The sequence below is a fragment of the Williamsia sp. D3 genome, from assembly GCF_000506245.1.
In the GTDB taxonomy this organism is placed as follows: Bacteria; Actinomycetota; Actinomycetes; order Mycobacteriales; family Mycobacteriaceae; genus Williamsia; species Williamsia muralis.
Map to the genome: position 1 here is coordinate 1 of NZ_AYTE01000050.1, position 22,224 is coordinate 22,224.

Annotated in this window: 18 protein-coding genes and 4 pseudogenes; 6 read left to right on the forward strand and 16 right to left on the reverse strand. The window is 66.5% G+C overall.

The genetic code is table 11. From position 1 onward, the window contains the following. From W823_RS57600 to rimP, 5 genes and pseudogenes are all read right to left on the reverse strand, one after another. On the reverse strand, positions 1-265 hold a 265-nt coding region (locus W823_RS57600), incomplete at its 3' end, for a translation initiation factor IF-2 N-terminal domain-containing protein (protein WP_235189694.1). Between the two features lie 103 nt (positions 266-368). After that, positions 369-842: a YlxR family protein gene (locus W823_RS59810; RefSeq protein WP_369792683.1), complete on the reverse strand. Its 474-nt coding sequence runs from the start codon at positions 840-842 to the stop codon at positions 369-371. Next, positions 770-1,794, reverse strand: a pseudogene (gene nusA, locus W823_RS55920) (transcription termination factor NusA). The gene W823_RS59810 and the pseudogene nusA overlap by 73 nt, the downstream one beginning before the upstream one ends. Further along, a complete protein-coding gene (locus W823_RS59815; RefSeq protein WP_369792684.1) occupies positions 1,791-2,108 on the reverse strand; it encodes a hypothetical protein in 318 nt (105 codons plus the stop codon). The pseudogene nusA and the gene W823_RS59815 overlap by 4 nt, the downstream one beginning before the upstream one ends. Further along, positions 2,105-2,386, reverse strand: coding sequence for a ribosome maturation factor RimP (gene rimP / locus W823_RS59820; protein WP_369792685.1), 282 nt, complete (start codon positions 2,384-2,386; stop codon positions 2,105-2,107). The genes W823_RS59815 and rimP overlap by 4 nt, the downstream gene beginning before the upstream one ends. Before the next feature lie 248 nt (positions 2,387-2,634). Between rimP and W823_RS55930 the strand changes: the two genes are divergently transcribed. Together W823_RS55930 and W823_RS55935 are read left to right on the forward strand one after the other, a co-directional pair. Further along, entirely contained in the window at positions 2,635-3,156 is a 522-nt protein-coding gene (locus W823_RS55930; RefSeq protein ID WP_081729984.1) for a hypothetical protein, read from the forward strand. Between the two features lie 2 nt (positions 3,157-3,158). Continuing rightward, a complete protein-coding gene (locus tag W823_RS55935; protein ID WP_369792686.1) occupies positions 3,159-3,587 on the forward strand; it encodes a ferritin-like domain-containing protein in 429 nt (142 codons plus the stop codon). A gap of 1 nt (position 3,588) precedes the next feature. Here W823_RS55935 and W823_RS55940 read toward each other — a convergent pair. Beyond that, positions 3,589-5,327, reverse strand: a pseudogene (locus tag W823_RS55940) (proline--tRNA ligase). An 80-nt stretch (positions 5,328-5,407) separates the two neighbouring features. Between W823_RS55940 and yaaA the strand changes: the two are divergent. Next, positions 5,408-6,151, forward strand: coding sequence for a peroxide stress protein YaaA (gene yaaA / locus W823_RS55945; RefSeq protein ID WP_023963903.1), 744 nt, complete (start codon positions 5,408-5,410; stop codon positions 6,149-6,151). A 15-nt stretch (positions 6,152-6,166) separates the two neighbouring features. On the opposite strand, the gene W823_RS55950 is transcribed toward yaaA, so the two are convergent. The 7 genes and pseudogenes from W823_RS55950 to mqo form a co-directional block, all read right to left on the reverse strand. Beyond that, on the reverse strand, positions 6,167-7,672 hold the full coding sequence (locus W823_RS55950) for an MFS transporter (protein ID WP_369792687.1): 1,506 nt from the start codon (positions 7,670-7,672) through the stop codon (positions 6,167-6,169). A gap of 48 nt (positions 7,673-7,720) precedes the next feature. Beyond that, on the reverse strand, positions 7,721-8,992 hold the full coding sequence (gene cobA, locus W823_RS55955; RefSeq protein WP_023963905.1) for a uroporphyrinogen-III C-methyltransferase: 1,272 nt from the start codon (positions 8,990-8,992) through the stop codon (positions 7,721-7,723). Between the two features lie 60 nt (positions 8,993-9,052). Next, positions 9,053-10,462, reverse strand: coding sequence for a cobyrinate a,c-diamide synthase (locus tag W823_RS55960; protein ID WP_023963906.1), 1,410 nt, complete (start codon positions 10,460-10,462; stop codon positions 9,053-9,055). Further along, positions 10,456-11,070 carry a cob(I)yrinic acid a,c-diamide adenosyltransferase gene (gene cobO, locus W823_RS55965; protein WP_031333727.1) on the reverse strand — a complete coding sequence of 205 codons (615 nt, stop codon included), beginning with the start codon at positions 11,068-11,070 and terminating at the stop codon, positions 10,456-10,458. The genes W823_RS55960 and cobO overlap by 7 nt, the downstream gene beginning before the upstream one ends. Positions 11,071-11,128: 58 nt before the next feature. After that, entirely contained in the window at positions 11,129-13,012 is a 1,884-nt protein-coding gene (locus W823_RS55970) for a VWA domain-containing protein (RefSeq protein WP_031333729.1), read from the reverse strand. Positions 13,013-13,082: 70 nt separating this feature from the next. Further along, positions 13,083-13,541, reverse strand: a complete 459-nt coding sequence (locus tag W823_RS55975) for a GNAT family N-acetyltransferase (protein ID WP_023963909.1) — start codon at positions 13,539-13,541, stop codon at positions 13,083-13,085. A 13-nt stretch (positions 13,542-13,554) separates the two neighbouring features. Beyond that, positions 13,555-15,035 (reverse strand): annotated as a pseudogene (gene mqo, locus W823_RS55980) (malate dehydrogenase (quinone)). A gap of 209 nt (positions 15,036-15,244) precedes the next feature. Between mqo and W823_RS55985 the strand changes: the two are divergent. Together W823_RS55985 and mtr are read left to right on the forward strand one after the other, a co-directional pair. After that, positions 15,245-16,279 carry an alpha/beta hydrolase gene (locus W823_RS55985; RefSeq protein WP_023963911.1) on the forward strand — a complete coding sequence of 345 codons (1,035 nt, stop codon included), beginning with the start codon at positions 15,245-15,247 and terminating at the stop codon, positions 16,277-16,279. Then, positions 16,272-17,696 carry a mycothione reductase gene (gene mtr / locus W823_RS55990; RefSeq protein ID WP_023963913.1) on the forward strand — a complete coding sequence of 475 codons (1,425 nt, stop codon included), beginning with the start codon at positions 16,272-16,274 and terminating at the stop codon, positions 17,694-17,696. Before W823_RS55985 ends, mtr begins: the two co-directional genes overlap by 8 nt. A 38-nt stretch (positions 17,697-17,734) precedes the next feature. Here the strand turns inward: mtr and W823_RS55995 are convergent, their stop codons facing one another. The 3 genes from W823_RS55995 to map are packed head-to-tail and all read right to left on the reverse strand — an operon-like array spanning position 17,735 to position 20,999. Beyond that, entirely contained in the window at positions 17,735-18,556 is an 822-nt protein-coding gene (locus W823_RS55995) for an alpha/beta fold hydrolase (protein WP_023963915.1), read from the reverse strand. A 35-nt stretch (positions 18,557-18,591) separates the two neighbouring features. Next, a complete protein-coding gene (locus W823_RS56000) occupies positions 18,592-20,109 on the reverse strand; it encodes a cobyric acid synthase (RefSeq protein ID WP_023963917.1) in 1,518 nt (505 codons plus the stop codon). A gap of 26 nt (positions 20,110-20,135) precedes the next feature. Then, on the reverse strand, positions 20,136-20,999 hold the full coding sequence (gene map, locus W823_RS56005) for a type I methionyl aminopeptidase (protein WP_023963919.1): 864 nt from the start codon (positions 20,997-20,999) through the stop codon (positions 20,136-20,138). A 95-nt stretch (positions 21,000-21,094) separates the two neighbouring features. On the opposite strand from map, the pseudogene W823_RS56010 reads away from it, so the two are divergent. Beyond that, positions 21,095-22,146: pseudogene (locus W823_RS56010) on the forward strand (hemin ABC transporter substrate-binding protein). The last annotated feature ends 78 nt before the right edge of the window (positions 22,147-22,224 follow it).

Genomic DNA, 22,224 nt, shown 5'->3' on the forward strand with positions numbered 1-22,224 from the left:
CGGGGTGCGCGCGGCACCCGGCTTGGCTGCTGATGGTTTTGCTGCCGGGGCGCTGCCTCCGGCGTTTTGATGATGGTGCTCCACCGTTGGCGGCGGGAGCGTCCTTCCCGGGGAAGGACTGGCGAAGTCGCCGGGCCACGGGAGCCTCTACGGTCGACGACGCTGATTTGACGAACTCGCCTTGTTCGCTGAGTCGGGCGAGTACTTCTTTACTCGTCACGCCCAGTTCTTTGGCCAATTCGTGCACGCGGGCCTTGCCTGCCACTGCTCTCCTCACTTGGAGGTCGAGCGGCATTGCCCGCTACGACCTCGGTCTACGTCCGAAACGTGCTCATCGCAAGAACTTCACGGTGTGCTCATGTCTTCTGCTACCTGTCCTTAGTGGCCGACTGCTGCCGGCCTCTCTGTGTGGCTACCGACTCGATCTCTCGGGTCAGTAGATCGGCGTCGACGGTCAACCCGCCGAGCCGAAATGCCCTTGCGAAGGCTCTGCGCTGCACCGCTGTCACCAGACATGCCGGTTCGGGATGCAGCCAGGCTCCTCGCCCTGGCATGGTCTTTCGATGGTCGATCACAACAGCCGGGAGACCGTCGTCGGTGCAGACGACCAGCCGAACGAGTTCGGTGGCCGGGCGACACTGTCGACATCCGACGCAGGTACGCATCGGAATTTTCTCGCGGTGGGGCGAAGGATCACTGTGGACCACCGCAAAGTCTACCGTCCTGGGCGCTGCAGATGCCAATGCCACCCTTTCCGGCGAGTTTTCGGTCAGCTCGCACCCGCCGCCGACTCGACGTGGTCGGGATCGGGCTGGGCGTCGCTGCGGATGTCGATACGCCATCCGGTGAGCCTCGCCGCGAGCCGTGCATTCTGCCCTTCTTTGCCGATGGCCAGCGACAACTGGTAATCGGGAACCACGACCCGCGCCGCCTTGGCAGCCAGATCGACCACCGTGACCGAGATGACCTTCGACGGCGAGAGCGCGTTACCGACGAACACCGCGGGATCGTTGTCGTAGTCGATGATGTCGATCTTCTCTCCGGCCAGTTCGCTCATCACGTTGCGGACCCGCTGCCCCATCGGCCCGATGCAGGCGCCCTTGGCGTTGAGCCCGGCGACCCCGGTGTGCACCGCGATCTTCGATCGATGCCCGGCCTCGCGGGCCACGGCGACGATCTCCACCGACCCGTCTTCGATTTCCGGGACCTCGAGCGAGAAGAGTTTGCGGACCAGGTTCGGATGGGTTCGCGACAACGTGATCTGGAGTCCACGCGCCCCGCGGGTGACGCCCACCACGTAGCACTTGATCCGCTCGCCGTGCACGTACTTCTCTCCCGGCACCTGTTCCGCCGGCGGCAGCACACCTTCTTGACCCGTTGCCTCGCTGCCGATCCGCACGACCACCATGCCGCGTGCGTTCGCCCGGCGTCCTGCTGGACCACACCGCCGACGATCTCACCTTCGTGGGTGGAGAACTCGCCGAAGTTCTTGTCGTGCTCGGCATCTCGGAGGCGCTGCAGGATGACCTGGCGTGCGGTGGTCGCCGCGATCCGTCCGAATCCCTCTGGTGTGTCGTCCCATTCGGAGATGACGTTGCCGTCCTCGTCACGTTCCTGCGCCATCACCCGCACCTGACCCGATTTGCGGTCCACGTCGATGTACGCGTGGGGGGCGAATCCGTCGGTGTGGCGGTACGCGGTCAGCAGAGCCGACTGGATGGTCTCGATGACGGTGTCGATCGAGATGCCCTTCTCTGCCTCGATCATTCTCAATGCTGCGATATCGATATTCATTTGTTCCCTTTCCGTCTTGCCTCGATCTGTTCGGGATCGAGGCCGCACTTCTCTAGTTCCGCAGGGGACGGTTCACCGAAGTCCACCTGTACGAACGCCTTGCGTACCGCCGCCAGCTCGATTTGCCGGGTGGTCAGACCCCGGCCGGACTTGATGACCACCGACACGCTGTTCTCGTCGTCGGCCAGTCGCCCCACCCGACCGGCGACCCGCTCGGGCGGCTCGCCGACGAGGTCGACGACAACCTTGCGGCCGGCGGCGCGTCGCCAATGACGCGCTGCCGTGAGCGGGCGGTCCACGCCCGGCGATGTCACTTCCAACACATAGGTGTCGAATGCGGCAACCGGGTCGCCGACGTCGTGTCGCCGACGGAGTCGTCGGATTCGGCCGGAGCGTCGAGTACTTCGGAGATGGATCTGCTCAGGGCGGCCAGTTCGTCGAGTGTGGCGCCACCATCGCGGTCGACGACCACCTTGACCACGTTCTCCGCACCGGAGGCGGACACCGTCAGTTCCTCGACGTCGTAGCCGTTCTGAGCGGCGATCGGCTCGAGCAGTGCGCTGATCCGGTCGTGGTCGATTGCCCCGGGCATCGGCGTCTCCTCCATGTGCAGTTGTCGGTTCCCAGCATGTCGAGCGGTCGATAGTCGACCGCATGCCTTCGCATCGACGATGCGGCGTGTGGCCATCAGCTTAACGCCCCGCGGACACCGTTTCGCCCACCTGCTCGGTCGGCAGGGCACGCGACCCACCGCGAACCGGCAGAGTCTTCCCTTGCCGAGCGCGACTGGCACTATGTGAACCTGTGACGGTCAGTGACATACGAAACTCGATGGACCTTATGGGGTCCGTGGAACCCTCGGGCTCCACCAGCTGGAGTCCTACACGACGGGTTTTCCTGCGATCGACGGTTGCGTTGTCGGCGGGTGCGGCCGCGGTCGCGACGGTGGCTGCATGCGGTGACAGCGCGGAGGTCACCGCGAAACAAAAGCTCGCCGACCAGCTGCTCCCCCAGGTCGCCTCGGCGAACGCCGATGCAACTGCCGCGACGGCAGCGGTGGCGACCAATCCCGACCGGGCGGCCGCACTGACCGTGATCGCGCAGGAGCGCAGCACGCATGCACGGGCACTGACCGACGAGATCACCCGCCTCGACAGCGGACGCGCGGAAAGCGCATCGAGTTCCGCGGCGCCGAGTCCGAGCCCGCCGGCCCCACCGACGATCGATCAGTTGCGTGCCCAGCTTACCGCCTCCGCGCGGTCGGCCGGTGACCTGGCGGTGCAGACGCAGGGGTATGTCGCCGGCCTCCTCGGGTCGATCAGCGCAGGCACCACCACAGCTGTGGCGGTGCAACTCTCGTGACCGTGACCACCGACGCCCTCGCGGCGACACTGGATGCTGAGAACGCGACGATCTTCACCTACGGAGTGGTGGCGGCGTACGCGGCCGCGTCCCGCGCACAGACCGTCGCCGAGTTCACCGCCGAACATCGATCACGCCGAGAAGAGTTGACCGCGGCTCTCACCACCGCCGCGGCCGAGGTGCCGGAGGCAGCACCCGGCTACGATCTGCCGCAACCGATCACCGACCCGGTTTCTGCCCTCACCGTCGCGCTGTCCACCGAAGAGGACTGCACGATCGCTTACCGCGCCCTGCTGGAACGCGCCGAGGACGCCGCCGTACGCGGCCTGGCGCTGGGCGGACTGACCGACAGCGCCCGTCGGGCTGCGACATGGCGTCTGGCGCTACGGATCTCGCCGTCGACTGTCGCGTTGCCCGGCAGCACGATCTGAGTCAGCGGCCCGCGAGCAACGTCTCGACCGCCACGTCGGAGGCGACCTCGGTGGCCTCGCCGGTGAAGCGATCCCGGATCTCCACCGTGCCGTTCGCCCAGCCACGACCGACCACCACCACCACGGGCATCCCCAGCAGTTCGGCGTCCTTGAACTTCACTCCGGGCGAGGCCTTGCGGTCGTCGATCAACACGGACATACCGGCTGCGTCGAGGTCGGCGGCCAGACTCTGCGCCCCGGCCCATGCCTGTTCGTCCTTGTTCGCGATCACGAGGTGGATGTCGAAGGGCGCCACCGACTTCGGCCACCGCAGACCCTTCTCGTCGTGGTGCTGCTCGGCGATCACGGCGACCATCCGGGACACGCCGACCCCGTAGGAACCCTGGATGAGCCGTACGGGCTTGCCGTTCTCGCCGAGGACGTCCACATCGAAGGCGTCGGTGTACTTGGTACCCAGCTGGAAGATGTGGCCGATCTCGATTCCCCGGGCGGTCACCAGGGTGCCCAAGCCATCGGGCGACGGATCCCCGTCGCGCACCTCGGCGGCCTCGATCGTGCCGTCGGGCACGAAGTCCCGCCCGACCACCAGGTCAACCACGTGCTTGCCCGGCTCGTTCGCCCCGGTGATCCATGCGGTGCCGTCGACGATCCTGGGGTCGACCAGGTAGCGCACACCGTTGTCCTGCAGGGCCTTCGGGCCGATGTAACCGCGGACCAGAAACGGATTGGCCGCGAAATCGGCGTCTGTGATGAGTTCGGGTGCGGCAGGTTCCACCGCGGCTTCGAGCCGCTTCATGTCGACTTCGCGATCCCCGGGCACACCCACCGCGAGCAATTCGGACGTGCCGTGGGGATGGCGCAGCTTCACGACCACGTTCTTGAGCGTGTCCGCCGCAGTGAAGCCGCGATCGGGGAAGGTCTCCTGAGCCCACGCCACGAGCGTGTCGATGGTGGGGGTGTTGCCGGTGTCGTGCACGGTCGCCTCGGGCAGGCCCTCGATGGGGCGCGCCGGCGGTGCCGGGGTGATGACGGCCTCGACGTTGGCCGCATACCCGGATTCGGGGCTGCGGACATAGGTGTCCTCGCCCACCTCGCTCTCGGCGAGGAACTCCTCGGACGCGCTGCCCCCCATCGCGCCGGACGTGGCGGCCACGATGACGTATTTGACCTGGAGCCTGCGGAAAATCGCCTGGTACGCCTCTCGGTGGGCGTCGTAGGACGCCTTCGATCCATCGGTGTCCAGGTCGAAGGAATACGAGTCCTTCATGATGAACTCGCGACCGCGCAGAATGCCGGCACGCGGGCGTTCTTCATCGCGATACTTGGTCTGGATCTGGTACAGCGTGACCGGGAGGTCTTTGTAGGACGAGTACTCCCCCTTCACCAGCTGCGCGAACAGCTCCTCGTGTGTCGGTCCGAGCAGCATGTCGGCGCCCTTGCGGTCCTTGAGCCGGAAGAGGGCGGCGCCGTATTCGGTCCAGCGGCCGGTGACCTCGTACGGGTCGCGCGGGAGCAGTGCAGGCAGAGAGATCTCCTGGCCTCCGATGTTGTCCATCTCTTCGCGCACCACGGTCTCCACCTTGCGCAACACCTTCAGGCCCAGGGCAGCCAGCTGTACACGCCTGGGGCGACCCGACGGACGTAACCGCCGCGGACCAGCAGCCGGTGGCTGGGTACCTCGGCGTCGGCTGGGTCGTCGCGCAGCGTGCGCAGGAACAGGGTCGACATGCGTGTGATCACGGTGTCACCTTAACGGGGTCTGGACGCCTTCCCGGCGGTGCCCGGTCACGGCTGAGCCGTCGGCGATACGGTGTTGCACTGTGCTGATCGTGTTACCCCCCTCGGAGAGCAAGGCCGGAGGCGGCCGCGGCGCTCCATTGGACCTGGACGCGTTGTCGTTGCCCACCCTGACGCCCATCCGCCGCAAGCTGGCCGAGGCCATCGTGTCCCTCGCCGACGACCACGACGCGAGCCGTAAGGCTCTGGGCCTGGGGGCGTCGGCAACGCCCGAGATCGAGCGGAACGCCCAGCTGTGGACGAGTCCGACACGACCGGCGATCGAGCGGTACACCGGTGTGTTGTTCGACGCACTCGACTACCCGTCGTTGAGCCGGGCAGGCAAGAACAAGGCGATCGACCGTCTCGCTGTCGGCTCGGCACTGTTCGGCGTCGTGCGAGCGGGCGACCTGATCCCGGCGTACCGACTGTCCGCGGGGTCGAGGATTCCCGGGTTCAGAACGCTGGCAGCCGAATGGAAACCCGCGCTCCCCGAGGCACTGGCCGCTCTGGGCGAGGATGTGGTCATCGACCTGCGGTCGGGTGGTTACCAGCAACTGGGTCCTGTCCCCGGCGCCATCACCATGACAGTGCTGACCGAGGGTACTGACGGCACACGCACCGTTGTCAGCCACTTCAACAAGCACCACAAGGGTGTGGTGGCCCGCTCGCTGATCCGGTCTCGCAAACAGGTACGCGACATCAACTCGCTGGCGGCAATCGTCGCCGACGGGGGTCAGCGAGCCGAGGTGGCCTCTGAACGGGAGCTGATCGTCCTCACCGACTGAGCGGTGGACTCAGGGTCAGGCAGTCAGTTCGTTGGGGTCGATGTCGGTGTGAGCGGCCTCCTGAGCCGCTTGCCCCTCTGCGACGTCCTCGGGGGTGAAACGCATGAACATCACCACCACACCGGCAAGGACGGCGATCGCGGCGCAACAGACGAACGCCAGCCCATAGCCGCTCGCGAGCGCATCGAGCTGTCCGGCGTCCATCTCTTCCACCGGTCCGGTCACCCCGCCCTCGGACAGGGTCCGCGAGGTCACCATCGCCCCGACCGCAACAAGTGCAATCGCTCCGCCGAGGTTCTGGGCCACCTGCGCGAGCGCGGTCAGCGGTCCGATCTCGGTGGGCCCCACCCCGGCGACCACCGACAACGTCAGCGGGATCACCGCCATACCCACACCGGCGCCGATCACGATCACCGGAATGAAGATGTGCGGCATGTAGGCGGGCGCATCGCGGGCGATCGCGGCAGCGTAGGCGCAGCCCGCGACCACCACCGAACCGCCGGCGATCACCAACCATCGCGGCTGGAAACGCAACGCCAGTTTGGATGCGACGGCCGCCGCGATCCCGAGACCGAACGCGAACGGAACCACGGCCATGCCGCTCTGGATCGGTGAGTACTTGAGAATCCCCTGCAGGTACAGCGAGATGAAGACCGCCATGCACATGATGATGGCGCCCGCCAGCAGGATCGCGACCAGCGCTGCGACGCGGCTGTGGTTGGCGAACAAACTGAACGGCAGGATGGGATTGTCGGCATGACGCTCGACCATCACAAACGCGATCAGCGCGCAGATCCCCAAGATGAGCGGGACCACGACGATCGGACGTAGCCAGCCTCCGGGTCCTTCGTTCACCGCCAGCACCACCAGGGAACAGCCGGCGGTGCCGAGCACGGCACCCCGGACGTCGAGCGGCAGTCGCTCACCCTGTGACTCCTGCAGGACAAAGATGGCGCCTATCGCGACCAGCAGACCGATCGGGACGTTGATCAGGAACACCAGCCGCCAGGACAGTTCGGTGAGCACGCCTCCTGCGATCAGACCTGCCACCGAACCGATCCCGGTCATCGCGGCGTAGACCGCAAATGCCTGGTTGCGGGGCTTGCCCGGCGCGAATGTGGTTGCCACCAGGGCCATTGCGGTGGGCGCGGCCACCGCTGCCGAAGCGCCTTGCAGCCCGCGCCCGATGATCAGGCTGAACGGATCCCATGCGAGTCCGCAGAGCAGAGAAGTGACGGTGAAGGCCGCCACACCCCCGACGAACATCCTCTTGCGGCCGAAGGTGTCGCCGAGCCTTCCGCCGAGCAGCATCAGACCACCGAACGCGAGCACGTACGCGGTGATGATCCATGCTCCCGCGCTGTCGGAGAGCTCCAACGCTGTCTGTATGCGGGGCAGAGCCAGTGCGGCTACCGTGCCGTCGAGCACCACGAGCAGCTGCATACCGCCCAGCACGACGATCTGCGGACCCCACACGCGGGTCTGTCCGACGTCAGCAGACATGCGTGTCGATGAGGTCATGGGCATCGACGGTACCGCCGCCTGGTCGCCATTTCACAATCAAGCTTGTCACGGTCCGGTCGCGGGAGTCCCGGTGCTGCCGGTTTCCGCGTCGAACCCGGCGACCGGACCGATCACCACGATCGCGGGCGGGCGAACGTTCTGTGAGCGTGCGTCCGCGGCCGCCGCGGCAAGCGTCGAGCGCACGACCCGCTGGCTGCTCAGTGTGGCGTTCTCGATGATCGCGACGGGGGTCGCCTCGTCCCGGCCGCCTTTCAACAGCGCCGCGGTGAACACGTCGAGTCGCTCGACGGCCATCATCAGCACGATGGTGCCACGCATCTTCGCCAGCGCAGGCCATTCGACGAGGGAGTCGGGATGATCGGGCGGGATGTGACCGGAGACCACCACCACCTCGTGGGTCATCCCCCGGTGCGTCACCGGGATGCCGGCGGCCGACGGACCGGCGATGGCGCTGGTGATCCCGGGGACCACCGTCACCGGCACACCCGCGGCCACACACGCCGCGAGTTCTTCGAATCCCCGGCCGTACACGTACGGATCCCCGCCCTTGAAGCGGACCACGAACTTGCCGGCCTTGGCGCGGTCGATGAGGACCTCGTTGATCGACTCCTGCTTCATCGCCCGTCCGTAGGGGACCTTCGCGGCATCGATGATCTCCACGTGCGGTCCCAGCTCGGCGAGCAGCGCCGGAGGCGCGAGGCGATCGGCGACGACAACATCGGCAGCGGCGAGCAACCGCCGACCACGCACCGTGATCAGATCCGGGTCACCCGGACCCCCCCCGACAAGCGCGACCCCGGGTGGCTGTGAACCGTGCGCAGCCGCCTCCAGACCGGCAGCGCCCAACTCGCCGCCGCCCAGCGCCTGACCGATCGCTGTCCTGACCGCGGCAGACCGTCGATGGTCCCCACCGGCCAGCACTCCGATGCTCAGGTGGTCGTGCCGCAACGACGCAGGGGTCACGGCGGTACCGTGCCGCGCGTCGTCGGCGCGAACACAGAAGATGCGCCGTGATTCGGCCTCGGCCACCACCGCGGCGTTGACCTCGGGATCGTCGGTGCATGCGAGCGCGTACCAGGCATCTGCGAGATCGCCGTCGCGGTACTCCCTCAGCGACAACGTGATGCCCGGGAACGATTCGACGGTCGGGGTCGCCTCGGGGGCAATGACGTGGATGTCCGCGCCGCTGTGGGCGAGGGTGCCCAATCGTCTCTGCACCACCGAACCCGCACCGATGATCACCACCCGACGTCCGGACAAACTGAGCCCCACCAGGTAGTGATCGGCCTGCTGGCCTTCGAGTTCCTTGTCCGACATGCGATAAACCGTACCCAGCGCACTTCGTGTGCACGGTCGGCACCTAGGGCGTCGCGCTCGTCAGTACTGCGAAACGCTGTCGAACGCGGTTCTCGCCGCCCGCACCAGGCGCGCGACGACCTCCGGCCGGCCTGCCGGATGTGTGTGTAGATACGACGCGTGCACGTTGCCCTGTACCCAACCCTCGATGTGGGCCACCCCATCGCGCCGCCACCCCCAGGCACTCGGCTTCGAGCCGTCGAGAGCCGTGATGGTGGTGCGGTGGAACTCGTGCCCCCGCATCCGGGAACCGGCATCGAACAGCACCGAATCCGTCAGGGCGACGGCGTCCCGGTAGCCGAGTGTGAGTGTCTTGCCGAAGGTTCCACGCAACGGGAGCACTCCGGCCATCACATGATCATCAAGGCTCTGGGCCAGGTAGAGCAGTCCCGCGCATTCGGCGTGGATGGGGATCCCGGAACGTGCGACTGTACGCAGCTGGGTCAGCAGCCTGCGGTTGGCGGCGAGAGCCGCGGCGTGTTCCTCGGGGAATCCACCACCGATGACAACACCCGAGCACCCATCGGGTAAGAGGTCGGTGAGGGGATCGAACGGCACCACTGACGCGCCGGCGGCGGCCAGCAGCTCGGAGTGTTCGGCGTACCCGAATGTGAAGGCCGCACCGGACGCGAGCGCGATGACCGGCCTGCTGTCGCCGGACACAGATTCGTCGACCCCGACCTCCAGTTCCGGTGACCACATCGGGCCGACGGCACCCGCGCCGATGTCGGCGGCGGCGACCAGAGCGGCCAGATCAACTGCGCCGCCGATCAATTCGGTCATGGCATCGATCGCGGCGACCGCTTCGGGCCCACGTTCGGCAGCGGGTATCAGACCCAGGTGGCGCGAGGGCACGGCCATTTTGGCATTGCGGGGAACAGCGCCGAACACCTCGAGCCCGGCGCGGGCACAGGCCTGGCGAAGCACGAACTCGTGCCGGGGGGAACCCACCCGGTTGAGGATCACACCCCGGATGTCGATGCCTGGATCGAAGCTGACGAACCCGTGCAGGATCGCGGCGAGGCTCTGACTGTGTCCGGATGCGTCGATCACCAGCACCACCGGCGCACCGAGTAGAGATGCGACCTGAGCGGTGGATCCGGGCGCGATCGCCGGCATGTGGTCTTCGGTGATGCGGCCGTCGAACAACCCCATGACGCCTTCGACGACGGCGATGTCGCAGCCGGCGGATCCGGCTCGATACAGCGGACCGATGCGGTCCTCGCCGACGAGCACGGGGTCGAGATTGCGGCCCGGCCGGCCCGCCGCCAGTCCGTGGTAGCCGGGGTCGATGTAGTCGGGGCCGACCTTGAAGGGCGCCACACGGTGCCCGGCCCGGGCCAGAGCGCCGATCAAACCCGTTGTGACAGTGGTCTTACCGCTTCCGGATGCCGGAGCGGCGATGACGAGTGCCGGTGGAGCCGTCACCATTCGATCCCCTTCTGACCCTTACGACCGGCATCCATCGGGTGTCTGGTCTTGACCATCTCCGTGACCAGGTCGGCAGCGTCGACCAGCGCGGCCGGAGCGCGACGACCGGTGATCACCACGTGCTGCTTGCCTTCCCTGGACCTCAGCACCTCGATGACGTCGTCGACGTCCACCCACCCCCAGTTGAGTGGATAGGTGAACTCGTCGAGGACATAGAACTCGTGGGTCCTCTCGAGGATGCGGCGCCGGATCTCGAGCCACCCCTGGGCAGCCTGCTCGGCGTGGTCGGACTCCTTGCCCGAGTGGCGGATCCACGACCAGCCCTCGCCCATCTTGTGCCACTGCACCGGACCACCCTGGCCTGTCTGGGCGTGGAGCTCACCGAGCGCAGTCAGTGCGGACTCTTCGCCGACCTTCCACTTGGCACTCTTGACGAACTGGAACACGCCGATGTCGAGGCCGGCATTCCAGGCACGCATGGCCATCCCGAATGCTGCCGTTGACTTGCCCTTGCCGTCACCGGTGTGAACAGCCAGCACCGGCAGGTTACGGCGCGCTCGGGTGGTCAGACCGTCGTCGGGGATGACCGATGGAACTCCCTGTGGCACAGCTCTACCTCTCTCGGTGTGGTGGTCTGTGAGTGTCTCGGCGTCTACACATCCGTGCTCATGCAGCCGCGCGGATGACGCCCGCGACACCACCGGCGGTGAGGTCGGCGAGTTGCACACACTGACCGCCGAGGCCGTGGGCGAGCGACGCCGCAAGCCCGAGACGGATCATGCCGTGCTCACAGTCGATCACGATGGAAGTGGTCCCGTCGCGACGGAGCCGGTCGGCCGCCGCCGCGGCCCTGGGCAAGGCGCCCGCTCCGGCTGTCGCCCGGCCATCGGTGAGCACCACCACCAGTGGGCGTCGATGAGGCTCTTTGAATGCGTTCCGGCGGATCACCTCGCGGGCCGTGAGCAGGCCTTCGGCCAGCGGCGTGCGTCCGCCGGTACGCAGACCGGTCAGCCTCCGTACTGCGGCGTCCACGGACCGGGTCGGCGGAACCGCGACCTCTGCGCCGTCACCGCGCACCGTCACCACGGCGACACGATCACGTCGCTGGTAGGAATCGCGCAGCATGGACACCACTGCGCCAGACACTGCGTCCAGGCGCTTACGTGCCGCCATCGACCCCGACAGGTCGAGGACAAAGACCACCAAGTTGCCTTCTTTGCCGCGGCGCAACGCACCCCGGATGTCTTGCGGTAGTACCTGAAGTCGCGTGTTGCCCCGCTCGAGGTGGCCTTCCGCAGCGGCCAGAACCGTGCCGATCAGGTGCACGCCACTTCCGCCTTCGGTGACCGCTCGAACTGCCTGCCCCCGTACGCTCAGCGATTGCGAACGTCGACCCGGCTCCCCGGCGCCAACACCCACGGCACTGATCGGTTTGACCTTGCCCGACGCACGGGTCGGCGAGAATCCGCCGCTCGGCGGCGTCGCTCCCCCACCCTTCGGGCCGTCCGGACCGGGGTCGTCGGGATCGGGGTCGGTGTCCGCCGGATCGCCGGGCGGCGGCGGCGGCTCGGACTCTGGCCCGGGCGCTTGTTCTTCCGAGTTCTGACTGTCCGGCTCGTGCGACTGCTCGTCCGCCTTCTGCAGGGCGTCGTCGAGTTGGTCCTCGGTGAGACCGGGCTCATCAAAGGGGTCGCGGCGACGTCGGTGCGGCAACGCGAGTTCCACCGCACGCCGGACGTCGATGTCCTCGACAAGGTCGGATCCACGCCATGCGGCGTGGGCCCGGGCCGCACGGGCGACCACGAGATCACCGCGCAGACCGTCCACCTGGAGTTCCATGCAGATCGCCGCGATGCGTCGGAGTTGGGCCGGCGGCAGCCGCACCGATCCGAGCACCAAGCGTGCCCGCGCGATGGCTGCGGCGACCTCGGCGTCCTGGTCGGTGAACTGTGCCGCGAACCCTGCCGGGTCGTCTTCGTACGCAAGTCGGCGTTCCATCACCTGGACGCGCGTCGCGATCTCCTGCGGCGCGGCGACATCCACCGCCAGTCCGAATCGATCCAGCAGCTGCGGGCGGAGCTCACCCTCTTCGGGGTTCATCGTCCCCACGAGGACAAAACGGGCCGCTTGTGTGTGCGAGACGCCGTCACGCTCGATGACCACCCGGCCCGTCGCCGCTGCGTCCAGCAGCACGTCGACAAGGTGGTCAGCGAGCAGGTTGACCTCGTCGATGTAGAGCACTCCCCCGTCGGCATTCGCCAACAGCCCTGGCGTGAAGGCTTTTTCACCCTCGGACAGAATTTTCTGCAGGTCGAGTGAACCGACCACCCGATCCTCGGTGGCACCGATCGGCAATTCCACCACCGATGCCCCGGTGTCGTCGCGAGCAGGCAGCAGCGGACCGAGCGCCCTCACCACGGTGGTCTTGGCCGTGCCCTTTTCACCCCGGATCAGCACGCCACCGATCGACGGCGCGATGGCGGCGAGGATGAGCGCCAGCTTGAGCTGTTCTTGTCCGACAACAGCACTGAACGGAAAGGGGAGGTCCAGCCCGGCATTGCTGTCGTGCCCAGGGCCCCCGCCTGAGGCTGTCTCTCGGGAGAGCGGATCCTTCACACCGTCAGCGATGTCCGCCGCCACGAACCATCGGCACATGTGGGACGCCGTCGAGCAGATGCTCCTCGCCGTCGACGACGAAACCGTGCTTGGCGTACATGTCGATGAGGTAGGTCTGCGCATGAATACGGCAGAGGTCCGACCCGACGTCTGCCAGAGCCGTCTGCAGCAGCCGGGTTGTGTGGCCCTGACCTCGGTGCGCGCGGTCGGTGCACAGGCGGCCGATCCGGTATGACTTGCCGCCTTCGTGCTCTTCGAGCAGTCGCAGCGTGCTGATGATCTCGCCGTCTTCTTCGAGCCACAGATGCCTCGTGTCCGGATCGAGGTCGCGCCCATCGAGGTCGAGATACGGGCACGACTGCTCGACGACGAACACCTCCACTCGCAGCTGCAGAATCTTGTAGAGGGTCGACATCTCGATGTCTTGGGCCCAACTGCGGTGCAGGCTCGCGGTGGCGGTCATATGCAAGTGCCTATCACACGGTGCTCGGTGTCGCCAGATGAGCGCCACGCTCATTCGGCGTCGTGTCGACCGCGTTCTGCAGTCCGAGAACCTTGGATGTGTGGTCCCAGATCTGCTCGAAGAGACGGGGATTGTCGTTCAGTTTGTGGCCCAGCGAAGGGATCATGTCGGACAGCTGCGGCTGCCACGCCTCGTAGTGCTTCGGGAAGCAACGCTGCAAGACATCGAGCATCGCCGGGACGGCGGTGGAGGCACCGGGCGACGCGCCCAGCAAGCCTGCGATGCTGCCGTCCTCGGCCGCGATGACCGCGGTCCCGAACTCGAGCACACCGCCGCGCCCCTGCTTGCGGATGACCTGCACGCGCTGGCCAGCGACGATGAGCTCCCAGTCTTCGCCCTGCGCCCTCGGCACGAACTCGGCCAACGTCTCGACCCGATCCGCCGGTCCGGCGGCGAGCTCGCTGATCAGGTACTTCAGCAAGCCGAACTCCTTCGGCGCAATCGACATCATCGGAAGGAGGTTGCCCGGTTTGATCGAGGCCGGCAGATCGGTGATCTTGCCCTCCTTGAGGAACTTGGGCGACCACCCGGCATACGGTCCGAAGAGCAGTCCTGCCTTGCCGTTGATCACGCGGGTGTCGAGGTGGGGCACCGACATCGGTGGCGCACCGACAGCTGCCTTGCCGTACACCTTCGCGCCGTGGTCGTCGATCAGATCGGGGTTGGTGCAGCGGAAGAAAGCGCCGCTCACGGGGAAGCCGCCGAATCCCTTGGCTTCCTTGATTCCCGACTTCTGCAGCAGATGCAGGGCGCCGCCGCCCGCACCGATGAAGACGAAACCTGCTTTGACAGTGCTGGTTTCCTTGGTCCGGAGGTTCTTGACCTTCAGGATCCAGGTGCCGTCGGATTGCTTCTTCAGGTTTGTGACCGCGTGCCCGAAGTTCACCGTGCCGGCGTGGCCGATGTAGCCGAGCAACTGCTGGGTGAGAGCGCCGAAATCCACGTCGTTCCGCCGTCGAACCAGTTGAGTGCTACCGGATCCGCGAAGTCGCGGCCTGCCGACATCAGCGGCAGACGCTTGGTGAACTCCACGGGGTCGGTGATGTACTCCATCCCCTTGAACAAGGTCTCGCCCGCCAGCTTGTCGTACCGCTTACGCAGGTAGTCGATGTTGGACTCACCGTGCACGAAGCTCACGTGCGGGATCGGGTTGATGAACTCCTCGGGGCGCCGCAGCACACCCGCTTCCACCGAGTTCGCCCAGAACTGGCGCGAGACCTGGAACTGCTCGTTGATGTGCAGAGCCTTGGTGATGTCGACCTCGCCGTCAGCTGTCTGCGGCGTGTAATTCAATTCACAGAGCGCGGAGTGACCGGTACCGGCGTTGTTCCACGGATCGCTGCTCTCGGCGGCCGCCGCGTCGAGGCGCTCGAACACACTGATCGACCAGTCCGGCTGCAGCCGGTGGATCAACGCGCCCAGCGTGGCGCTCATGATTCCGGCGCCCACCAGCACGATGTCGGTTGTGATGACTCCGCCGTCGCGCGGGTTTGCTGACTCAGACACTCCGGCTCAACTTCCTGATTCGGCGAACTTTCGGATGTGTTCCATTGTCTCTCATGCGGGTGCGGTCATTGCAACGCGGTCGGCAGTTGCCTCGGGCACACTCCCCGTGGCGGCGCGCACATCTACAGTGAACGATTGTGGCCCCTTCCCGCTGGCAGCCCGATGTACTCGGCCCCGACTTCTCGGCATCGACCTTCGACCTCGGCATCGACCCCGACGGTGAAGGTGAGATAACCGCCACCCTCGTCCGCCACGAACCGACCGGTCCGGTGACCGGCGCGGTGCTGTACGTCCACGGCTTCACCGACTACTTCTTCCAACGACCGCTCGCCGAGTTCTTCGCTCAGCGCGGGTATGGCTTCTACGCGTTGGACCTGCGCAAGTGCGGACGTTCACAACGACCGGGGCAGACCCCTCATCACATCACCGACCTGGCCGCCTACGACTTCGAGCTCGACCTCGCCGTCGCGGAGATCAACGCCGGCACCGACGGGGTTCCGCTCCTGGTGGCCGCGCACTCCACCGGCGGCCTGATCACCGCTCTGTGGCTCGATCGGCTGCGAGCACTCGACAGGCCGCGGGAGCTTGATCCCCTGGTTTCGGCACGCCCACGCGGGCTTGTGCTGAACTCTCCTTGGTTCGACCTGCAAGGCGCACCGATCCTGCGCACGGCCGGGACCGCGCTGATCAACGGCGTCGCCCGGGTACGCCCCCTGGCCGCCATACCCCGCAACATCTCCGGCGCCTACGGCGAGAGTCTGCACCACAGCGTGCACGGCGAGTGGGAGTACGACCTCAATTACAAACCCTTACAGGGTTATCCGGTCACGTTCGGCTTCCTCAGCGCGGTACGTCAGGGACAGGCCAGATTGCATCGCGGACTCGACATCGGCGTTCCCTCGCTGGTGCTGCACTCGACCGCGACGACCCTCAGCGGGCCCGAGGCCGACGGCAGTGTCGCGGACATCGACTCGGCAGACGGAGTCCTCGACGTCCGTCAGATCGCCAAGTGGTCGGGTTGCCTCGGTGGCCGGGTGAGCGTTGTCCCCGTCGAGGGCGCACGCCACGACGTCTTCCTCTCGCGCACCGGGGTACGCGACACCGCCTACTCCGAACTCGACCACTGGCTTTCGAGCAACAACGACCGGATACGAGGTGTCATCCATGGCTGAATCGACAACGCCCAACGGCCGTCCACACGTGCACGAGGTGGACCTGGCGATCATCGGTTCGGGAACCGGCAACTCGATCCCCGACGAGAGGTTCGCCGATCAGGAGATCGCGATCTTCGAGGAGAGCATCTACGGCGGAACCTGCCTCAACGTCGGCTGCATCCCCACCAAGATGTTCGTGTACGCCGCGGAGATCGCCCAGACCATCCGGGAGGGCGAACGTCTCGGCGTCACGGGCTCGGTGGAGAAGGTCGACTGGCCGGGCATCGTGAATCGCGTCTTCGGGCGGATCGATCCGATCTCGGCGGGCGGTAAACGTTACCGAGTGGAGGACTGCACCAACATCACCGTCTACACCAGTCACGTGGAGTTCGACGGGGTCACCGACAACGGCCGGTATCGGCTGCGCACCGCTGCCGGAGACGAGGTCGTCGCCACCAAGGTGGTGCTGGCCGCCGGATCGAGGCCGGCCATCCCGGACGTGGTCGCCGAGAGCGGGGTCAACTTTCACACCAACGAAGACGTGATGCGTCTACCCGAGCTCCCCAGGCACCTGATCATCATCGGCAGTGGCTACATCGCGGCCGAGTTCGCCCACGTGTTCGGCGCACTGGGTTCGAAGGTGTCGATCATCGCCCGCAGCAACGCTCTGCTGCGTGCGCAGGACGCCGACATCTCCCGCAGGTTCACCGAAATTGCTTCGGCCGCATGGGATGTGCACTTCGAGTCCGCGATCCACAGTGTCGAGCAGGAGGATTCCGGCGACGTCCGGGTGCAGCTCGCCGACGACACCGTCATCACCGGAGATGCCCTCTTGGTCGCTGTCGGCCGGATCCCCAACGGCGACAGGCTGGCACTGGACACGATCGGCGTCGACATCGACTCCGAGGGCCGCGTCTGCCGGGACGCCTACGGGCGCACCGCGGCCCGGAACGTGTGGGCTGTCGGCGACGTCACCTCGAAGTACCAGCTCAAGCACGTCGCCAACCACGAAGGTCGGGTGGTGCAGGCCAACCTCCTGCGCGATTGGGACGGCACCGAACTCGAATCCTTCGATCACCGGTTCGTACCGGCCGCGGTGTTCACGCACCCGCAGATCGCGTCGGTCGGATTGACCGAGGACGAGGCGGTGCAGGCCGGCCTCGACATCACCGTCAAGGTGCAGAACTACGGCGATGTGGCGTACGGCTGGGCTATGGAGGACCTCACCGGTCTGTGCAAGGTGATCGCCGAGAAAGGCACCGGGCGCATCCTGGGCGCACACATCATCGGCCCGCAGGCGCCGTCGGTCATCCAACCCGTCATCCAGGCCATGTCATTCGGTCTCGACGTCAAGAACATGGCCCGCGGTCAGTACTGGATCCACCCCGCCATGCCGGAAGTCCTCGAGAACGCGCTCCTCGGCCTCGAGGTCTGAGGGGACCGGGCCTGGGCCGGGTCACCGGACAGGGAGGATCACCACACGGCTGAACGCAACGCGACCTCGCTCGCGAGCGCGGCCGCCGCATTCTGCGGCACCCAGTGATCGACGCCTTCGAGAGCAGCGAACCGGTAGTCGGAGTAGACGTATCGTCCACTCCCCTCTGCCTGCTCGCGCCCCAGCGCGAAATCCTGGTCGCCCCAGAGCATCGTCGTGGGGGCTTCGATCGGCGGGCACGACAGGTGCGCTTTGATGTCGCCGGTGAAGTTCGCGCGGTACCAATTCAGCGCCGCTGTCAGCGCGGGACGCTCGGTGAGGGGCAGCACGCTGTCGTCGGGAACCAGCTCTCGCAGCATCTTCGCGTCGTCGGCGAGCATGGTGTCCTCTGCGTCGGGCTTGACGAAGTCGAGGATGTACGACGACCGTTCGCGCTGATCGCTCGCGGCCAGGGACGTCGAGATCGCCGAGGGGTGGCCCACGCTGACCGCGACGAGTCCGGTCACCCGATCCGGATGGTGGCCGGCCAGATGCCACGCCACGAGCGACCCGAAGTCGTGTCCCACCACCATCGTGTACCCGATGCCCAGGGCGTCGAGAATGCCGATGGCGTCGGAGGCCAGGTGCCGCAGTTCGTATGCTGCGACGTCGTCGGGCCGGGCTCCGGGGCTGTAGCCGCGCTGGTCCGGGACGATCGTGCGCAGGCCCGAGTCGTGCAGCCGTCCGACGACGCCGTCGAAACAGGCTCCGGTGGTGGGGAATCCGTGCAGCAACAGCACTGACGGCGCCTTGTCCGGCCCACCGATCCTGACGTCGAACTGCAGGTCGCCCACGGTGAGGGTGCGGTGTTCGATACTCACCCGGTCAGCCTACGTGTCCGGGTACGACGATCGGGTCAACTCAGCGTGGCCGTGAGCGTCGGCAACCCCGGCCTCGGCCCAGCGGTGACCACGTCGGCGATGAACTCCATGTCGAGTTCGGTTTCCACCAGGTCGGCGATCAGATCGAGCTGCGACATCCTCGCCTGTTCGAACGACACCTCCCCGGGTACGAACCCGGAACGTCCGACGTGGCCGGCCACCCGGCGGACATAGTCACGACGGAATCCGTCCGATGCCAGCAACCCGTGCCAGTGGGTGCCCACAACAGCTCCACGAACACTGCCCTCGCTGCCCGCCTCCGCATCGATCAGCAGTCCGTCATCTCCAGAGCCGACCACCCGCCCGTGGTGTATCTCATACCCGGTCACCGGATGTCCCCATGCCGTGCCGTTCACCTGCCGGAGCACCTTGTGCTCGCCGAAGACGACGTCGAGGGCGAGGATCCCCAGGCCCGCGACTTCTCCCACGTGACCTTCCACGTCGTCGGTGATCGATCTGCCCAGCATCTGATAGCCGCCGCAGATCCCCAGGACAGGTCGTCCGGTTCGGGCGCGGGTGATCAACGCCGAATCGATTCCCCTGGCACGCAACCACTTCAGATCAGACACCGTTGCCTTGCTGCCGGGGATCACCACCAGATCGGCCACGGCAACGCTCGCAGGGTCGTCCACCCAGCGCACGTCGACTCCCGGCTCGCACGCCAACGCCTCGACGTCGGTGGAGTTGGATATCCGGGGCAGGCGTATCGCCGCCACCGACAACCGGTCCGTGCCCACAGCCGGAGCAGATCGCCCCACGGGGTGCCCGACCACGCTGGCAAGCGAGTCCTCGGCGTCGAGCCACAGACCCTCCGCGAACGGGATCACCCCGATGGTCGGCCGGCCGGTGAGAACGCGGAGTTGCTCGAGACCCGGCTCCAATATCGATCGGTCGCCGCGGAACTTGTTGACCACAAACCCTGCGATGCGCGCCTGGTCGGCCGCCCCGAGCGACGCCAGCGTTCCGAGCAGATGAGCCAGCACACCACCGCGATCGATGTCGCCGACCACGATCACCGGCAGGTCGCCCATCTCGGCGAGACCCATGTTGGCGATGTCGGACGCACGGAGGTTGATTTCGGCGGGTGATCCCGCACCCTCACAGATCACGACATCGAAATCGTCGCGCAGTGAACGCAATTCGTCCCCCACGACGCCGGCCAGAGCAGCTCTGCGACTGTGGTAGTCCACGGCACCGACGAACCCGTCTGCCTGTCCACGGACCACCACCTGCGAGCGCCGGTCGCTACCGGGCTTGAGCAGAACCGGGTTGAAACGCACGGACGGCGCCAGCCCGCACGCCGCGGCCTGCATTGCCTGTGCTCGCCCGATCTCACCCCCGTCGAGCGTGACGACCGAGTTGTTCGACATGTTCTGCGCCTTGAACGGCGCCACCGACACACCCGAACGATGAAGCGCACGACACAGCCCGGCGACGATCAGACTCTTACCGGCGTCGGAACTGGTGCCCGCGACCAGCAGGGCGCCTTTCATCGACGGAGGTCCGGGTGCGCCACAGGTCAGGCGTCCGGCAGGGTCAAGATCTCCGCCCCGGTGTCGGTGACCACCAGGGTGTGCTCGAACTGCGCGGTCCATTTGCGGTCTGCCGTGGCGACGGTCCAGCCGTCGTCCCAGATCTCGTATTCGAGGGCGCCGAGATTGATCATCGGCTCGATGGTGAACACCATCCCGGGTTCGATCAGCGTTTCGACGTTGGGCTGGTCGTAATGCAGGATCACCAGACCGTTGTGGAACGTCTCACCGATCCCGTGGCCGGTGAAGTCGCGGACCACGTTGTAGCCGAAGCGGTTTGCGTACGATTCGATGACCCGCCCGATCACGTTCAGTTCCCGGCCCGGACGAACCGCCTTGATCGCCCTGTTCGTCGCCTCGCGGGTGCGGTCGACGAGATCGACCACCTCTTGGGCGACATCGCCGGCGAGGAAGGTGGCATTGGTGTCGCCGTGCACCCCGTCGATGTATGCCGTGACATCGATGTTGACGATGTCGCCGTCCTCGATGACGGTCGAGTCCGGGATCCCGTGGCAGATCACCTCGTTGAGCGACGTGCAGCACGACTTGGGAAAACCCTTGTAGCCCAGGGTCGAAGGGTACGCACCGTGGTCGATCATGTACGCGTGAGCGATCCGGTCCAGCTCATCCGTGGTGACCCCGGGTGCCACAGCTTTACCCGCCTCGGCCAGGGCGTTGGCCGCGATCTTGCTCGCAACCCGCATCTTCTCGATGGTCTCGGGTGTCTGAACCCACGGCTCGTGACCTTCGTTCACGGTCGACTTCCACACGTACTCGGGGCGTGGGATGTACGACGGCACGGACAGGGTGGGCGAGATCTCGCCGGGGGTCAGGGCGGCACGAACTGGCATGTATCCAGCCTAACCCGCGGCTGTCCCCCGCACGATCACAGCCGTATCGCCCTAAGTAAGGTAAGGCTCACACTGTGCTGGGATGGAGTGCGACGATGGTCAAGAACCGGTCTTCCGGTGGAAGAACTGCGCCGGTCGTCGCCGCGCTGATCATGGTCGTAGGCGTGCTGATGGCAGCTTGTTCCACCGCGCCGATCACCGACTCGGCGAACAGTTCGACGGCGCAGGACAACATGTTGCGGTCCGGTCCGCAAACCGCCGCGCTCGAAGGCCCGGACGTCGAGCCGATTGCCGACAATCCCGTCCCGATGTTGCCGGCGACCGTGGATTCGGTGGGCGACGGACGGGTCACCGTCGCCGACGCGAGCCGCATCATCGCGATCGATCGCTCGGGCACCTTGGCGAACATCGTGTTCTCCCTGGGGCTGGGTGAACGAGTGGTCGCACGTGACCGGTCCACCGTCATCCCCGAGGCGGGGCAGCTTCCTCTGATCACCGACAGTGGGCACTCGGTGAACATCGAAGCGGTCCTGGCCGCCGATCCCAGCGTGGTGCTCATCGACGAGTCGGTGAATCCGCCGGGGACCATCGATCAACTGCGCGCTGCAGGGATCACGGTCGTGGTGTTCGCCAAGGACCGCACCATCGCCTCGACCGGCCCGCTCATCACTGCGGTCGCCGAAGCGCTGGGCGTGCCCGATCAGGGCCGGGCCCTCGCCGCCCGCACCGACGCGGAGATCGAGGCGGCACGGGCATCGGTGCCCGAACGGGCGCATGGGTCGAAGATGGCGTTTCTGTACTTGCGCGGTGAGAGGTTCAAGCTCCTGGCAGGACCCGGCTCGGGCGCGACGATCTGATCGAGGCGATCGGTGGTGTCGATGCCGGAACCGCGGCCGGGTTGACCTCCTCGTTCACCACCGTCGACGCGGAGGCGATGATCAACGCCGATCCCGCGGTCATCCTGGTGATGACGCAAGGAGCAGAATCGGTCGGAGGAATCGACAAGGTGCTGCAGTTGCCGGGCCTGGCCCAGACCGACGCGGGCCGCAATCGGCGTGTGGTGCAGATGGACCAGGCCGAGATCCTCACCTTCGGCCCCGACACCGGGCGGGTGCTCGCGGCACTGGCCGAAGCGATCTACGTGTGAGGGCACTTCGCGACCAGATGCCGACCGTCGGCAGCGCCAAACGGGTTGTCTTCTCCCGCAATTCCCTCGTGATCGCCC

Bases quoted from the DNA above. Each gene is read 5' to 3' on its own strand.
- W823_RS59810 (WP_369792683.1), bottom strand. From the start codon at position 842: ATGGCGTATCGACATCCGCAGCGACGCCCAGCCCGATCCCGACCACGT.
- rimP (WP_369792685.1), bottom strand. From the start codon at position 2,386: ATGCCCGGGGCAATCGACCACGACCGGATCAGCGCACTGCTCGAGCCG.
- W823_RS55930 (WP_081729984.1), top strand. From the start codon at position 2,635: ATGGGGTCCGTGGAACCCTCGGGCTCCACCAGCTGGAGTCCTACACGA.
- W823_RS55950 (WP_369792687.1), bottom strand. From the start codon at position 7,672: ATGACCTCATCGACACGCATGTCTGCTGACGTCGGACAGACCCGCGTG.
- cobA (WP_023963905.1), bottom strand. From the start codon at position 8,992: ATGTCGGACAAGGAACTCGAAGGCCAGCAGGCCGATCACTACCTGGTG.
- W823_RS55960 (WP_023963906.1), bottom strand. From the start codon at position 10,462: ATGGTGACGGCTCCACCGGCACTCGTCATCGCCGCTCCGGCATCCGGA.
- W823_RS55975 (WP_023963909.1), bottom strand. From the start codon at position 13,541: ATGACCGCCACCGCGAGCCTGCACCGCAGTTGGGCCCAAGACATCGAG.
- mtr (WP_023963913.1), top strand. From the start codon at position 16,272: ATGGCTGAATCGACAACGCCCAACGGCCGTCCACACGTGCACGAGGTG.
- W823_RS56000 (WP_023963917.1), bottom strand. From the start codon at position 20,109: ATGAAAGGCGCCCTGCTGGTCGCGGGCACCAGTTCCGACGCCGGTAAG.
- map (WP_023963919.1), bottom strand. From the start codon at position 20,999: ATGCCAGTTCGTGCCGCCCTGACCCCCGGCGAGATCTCGCCCACCCTG.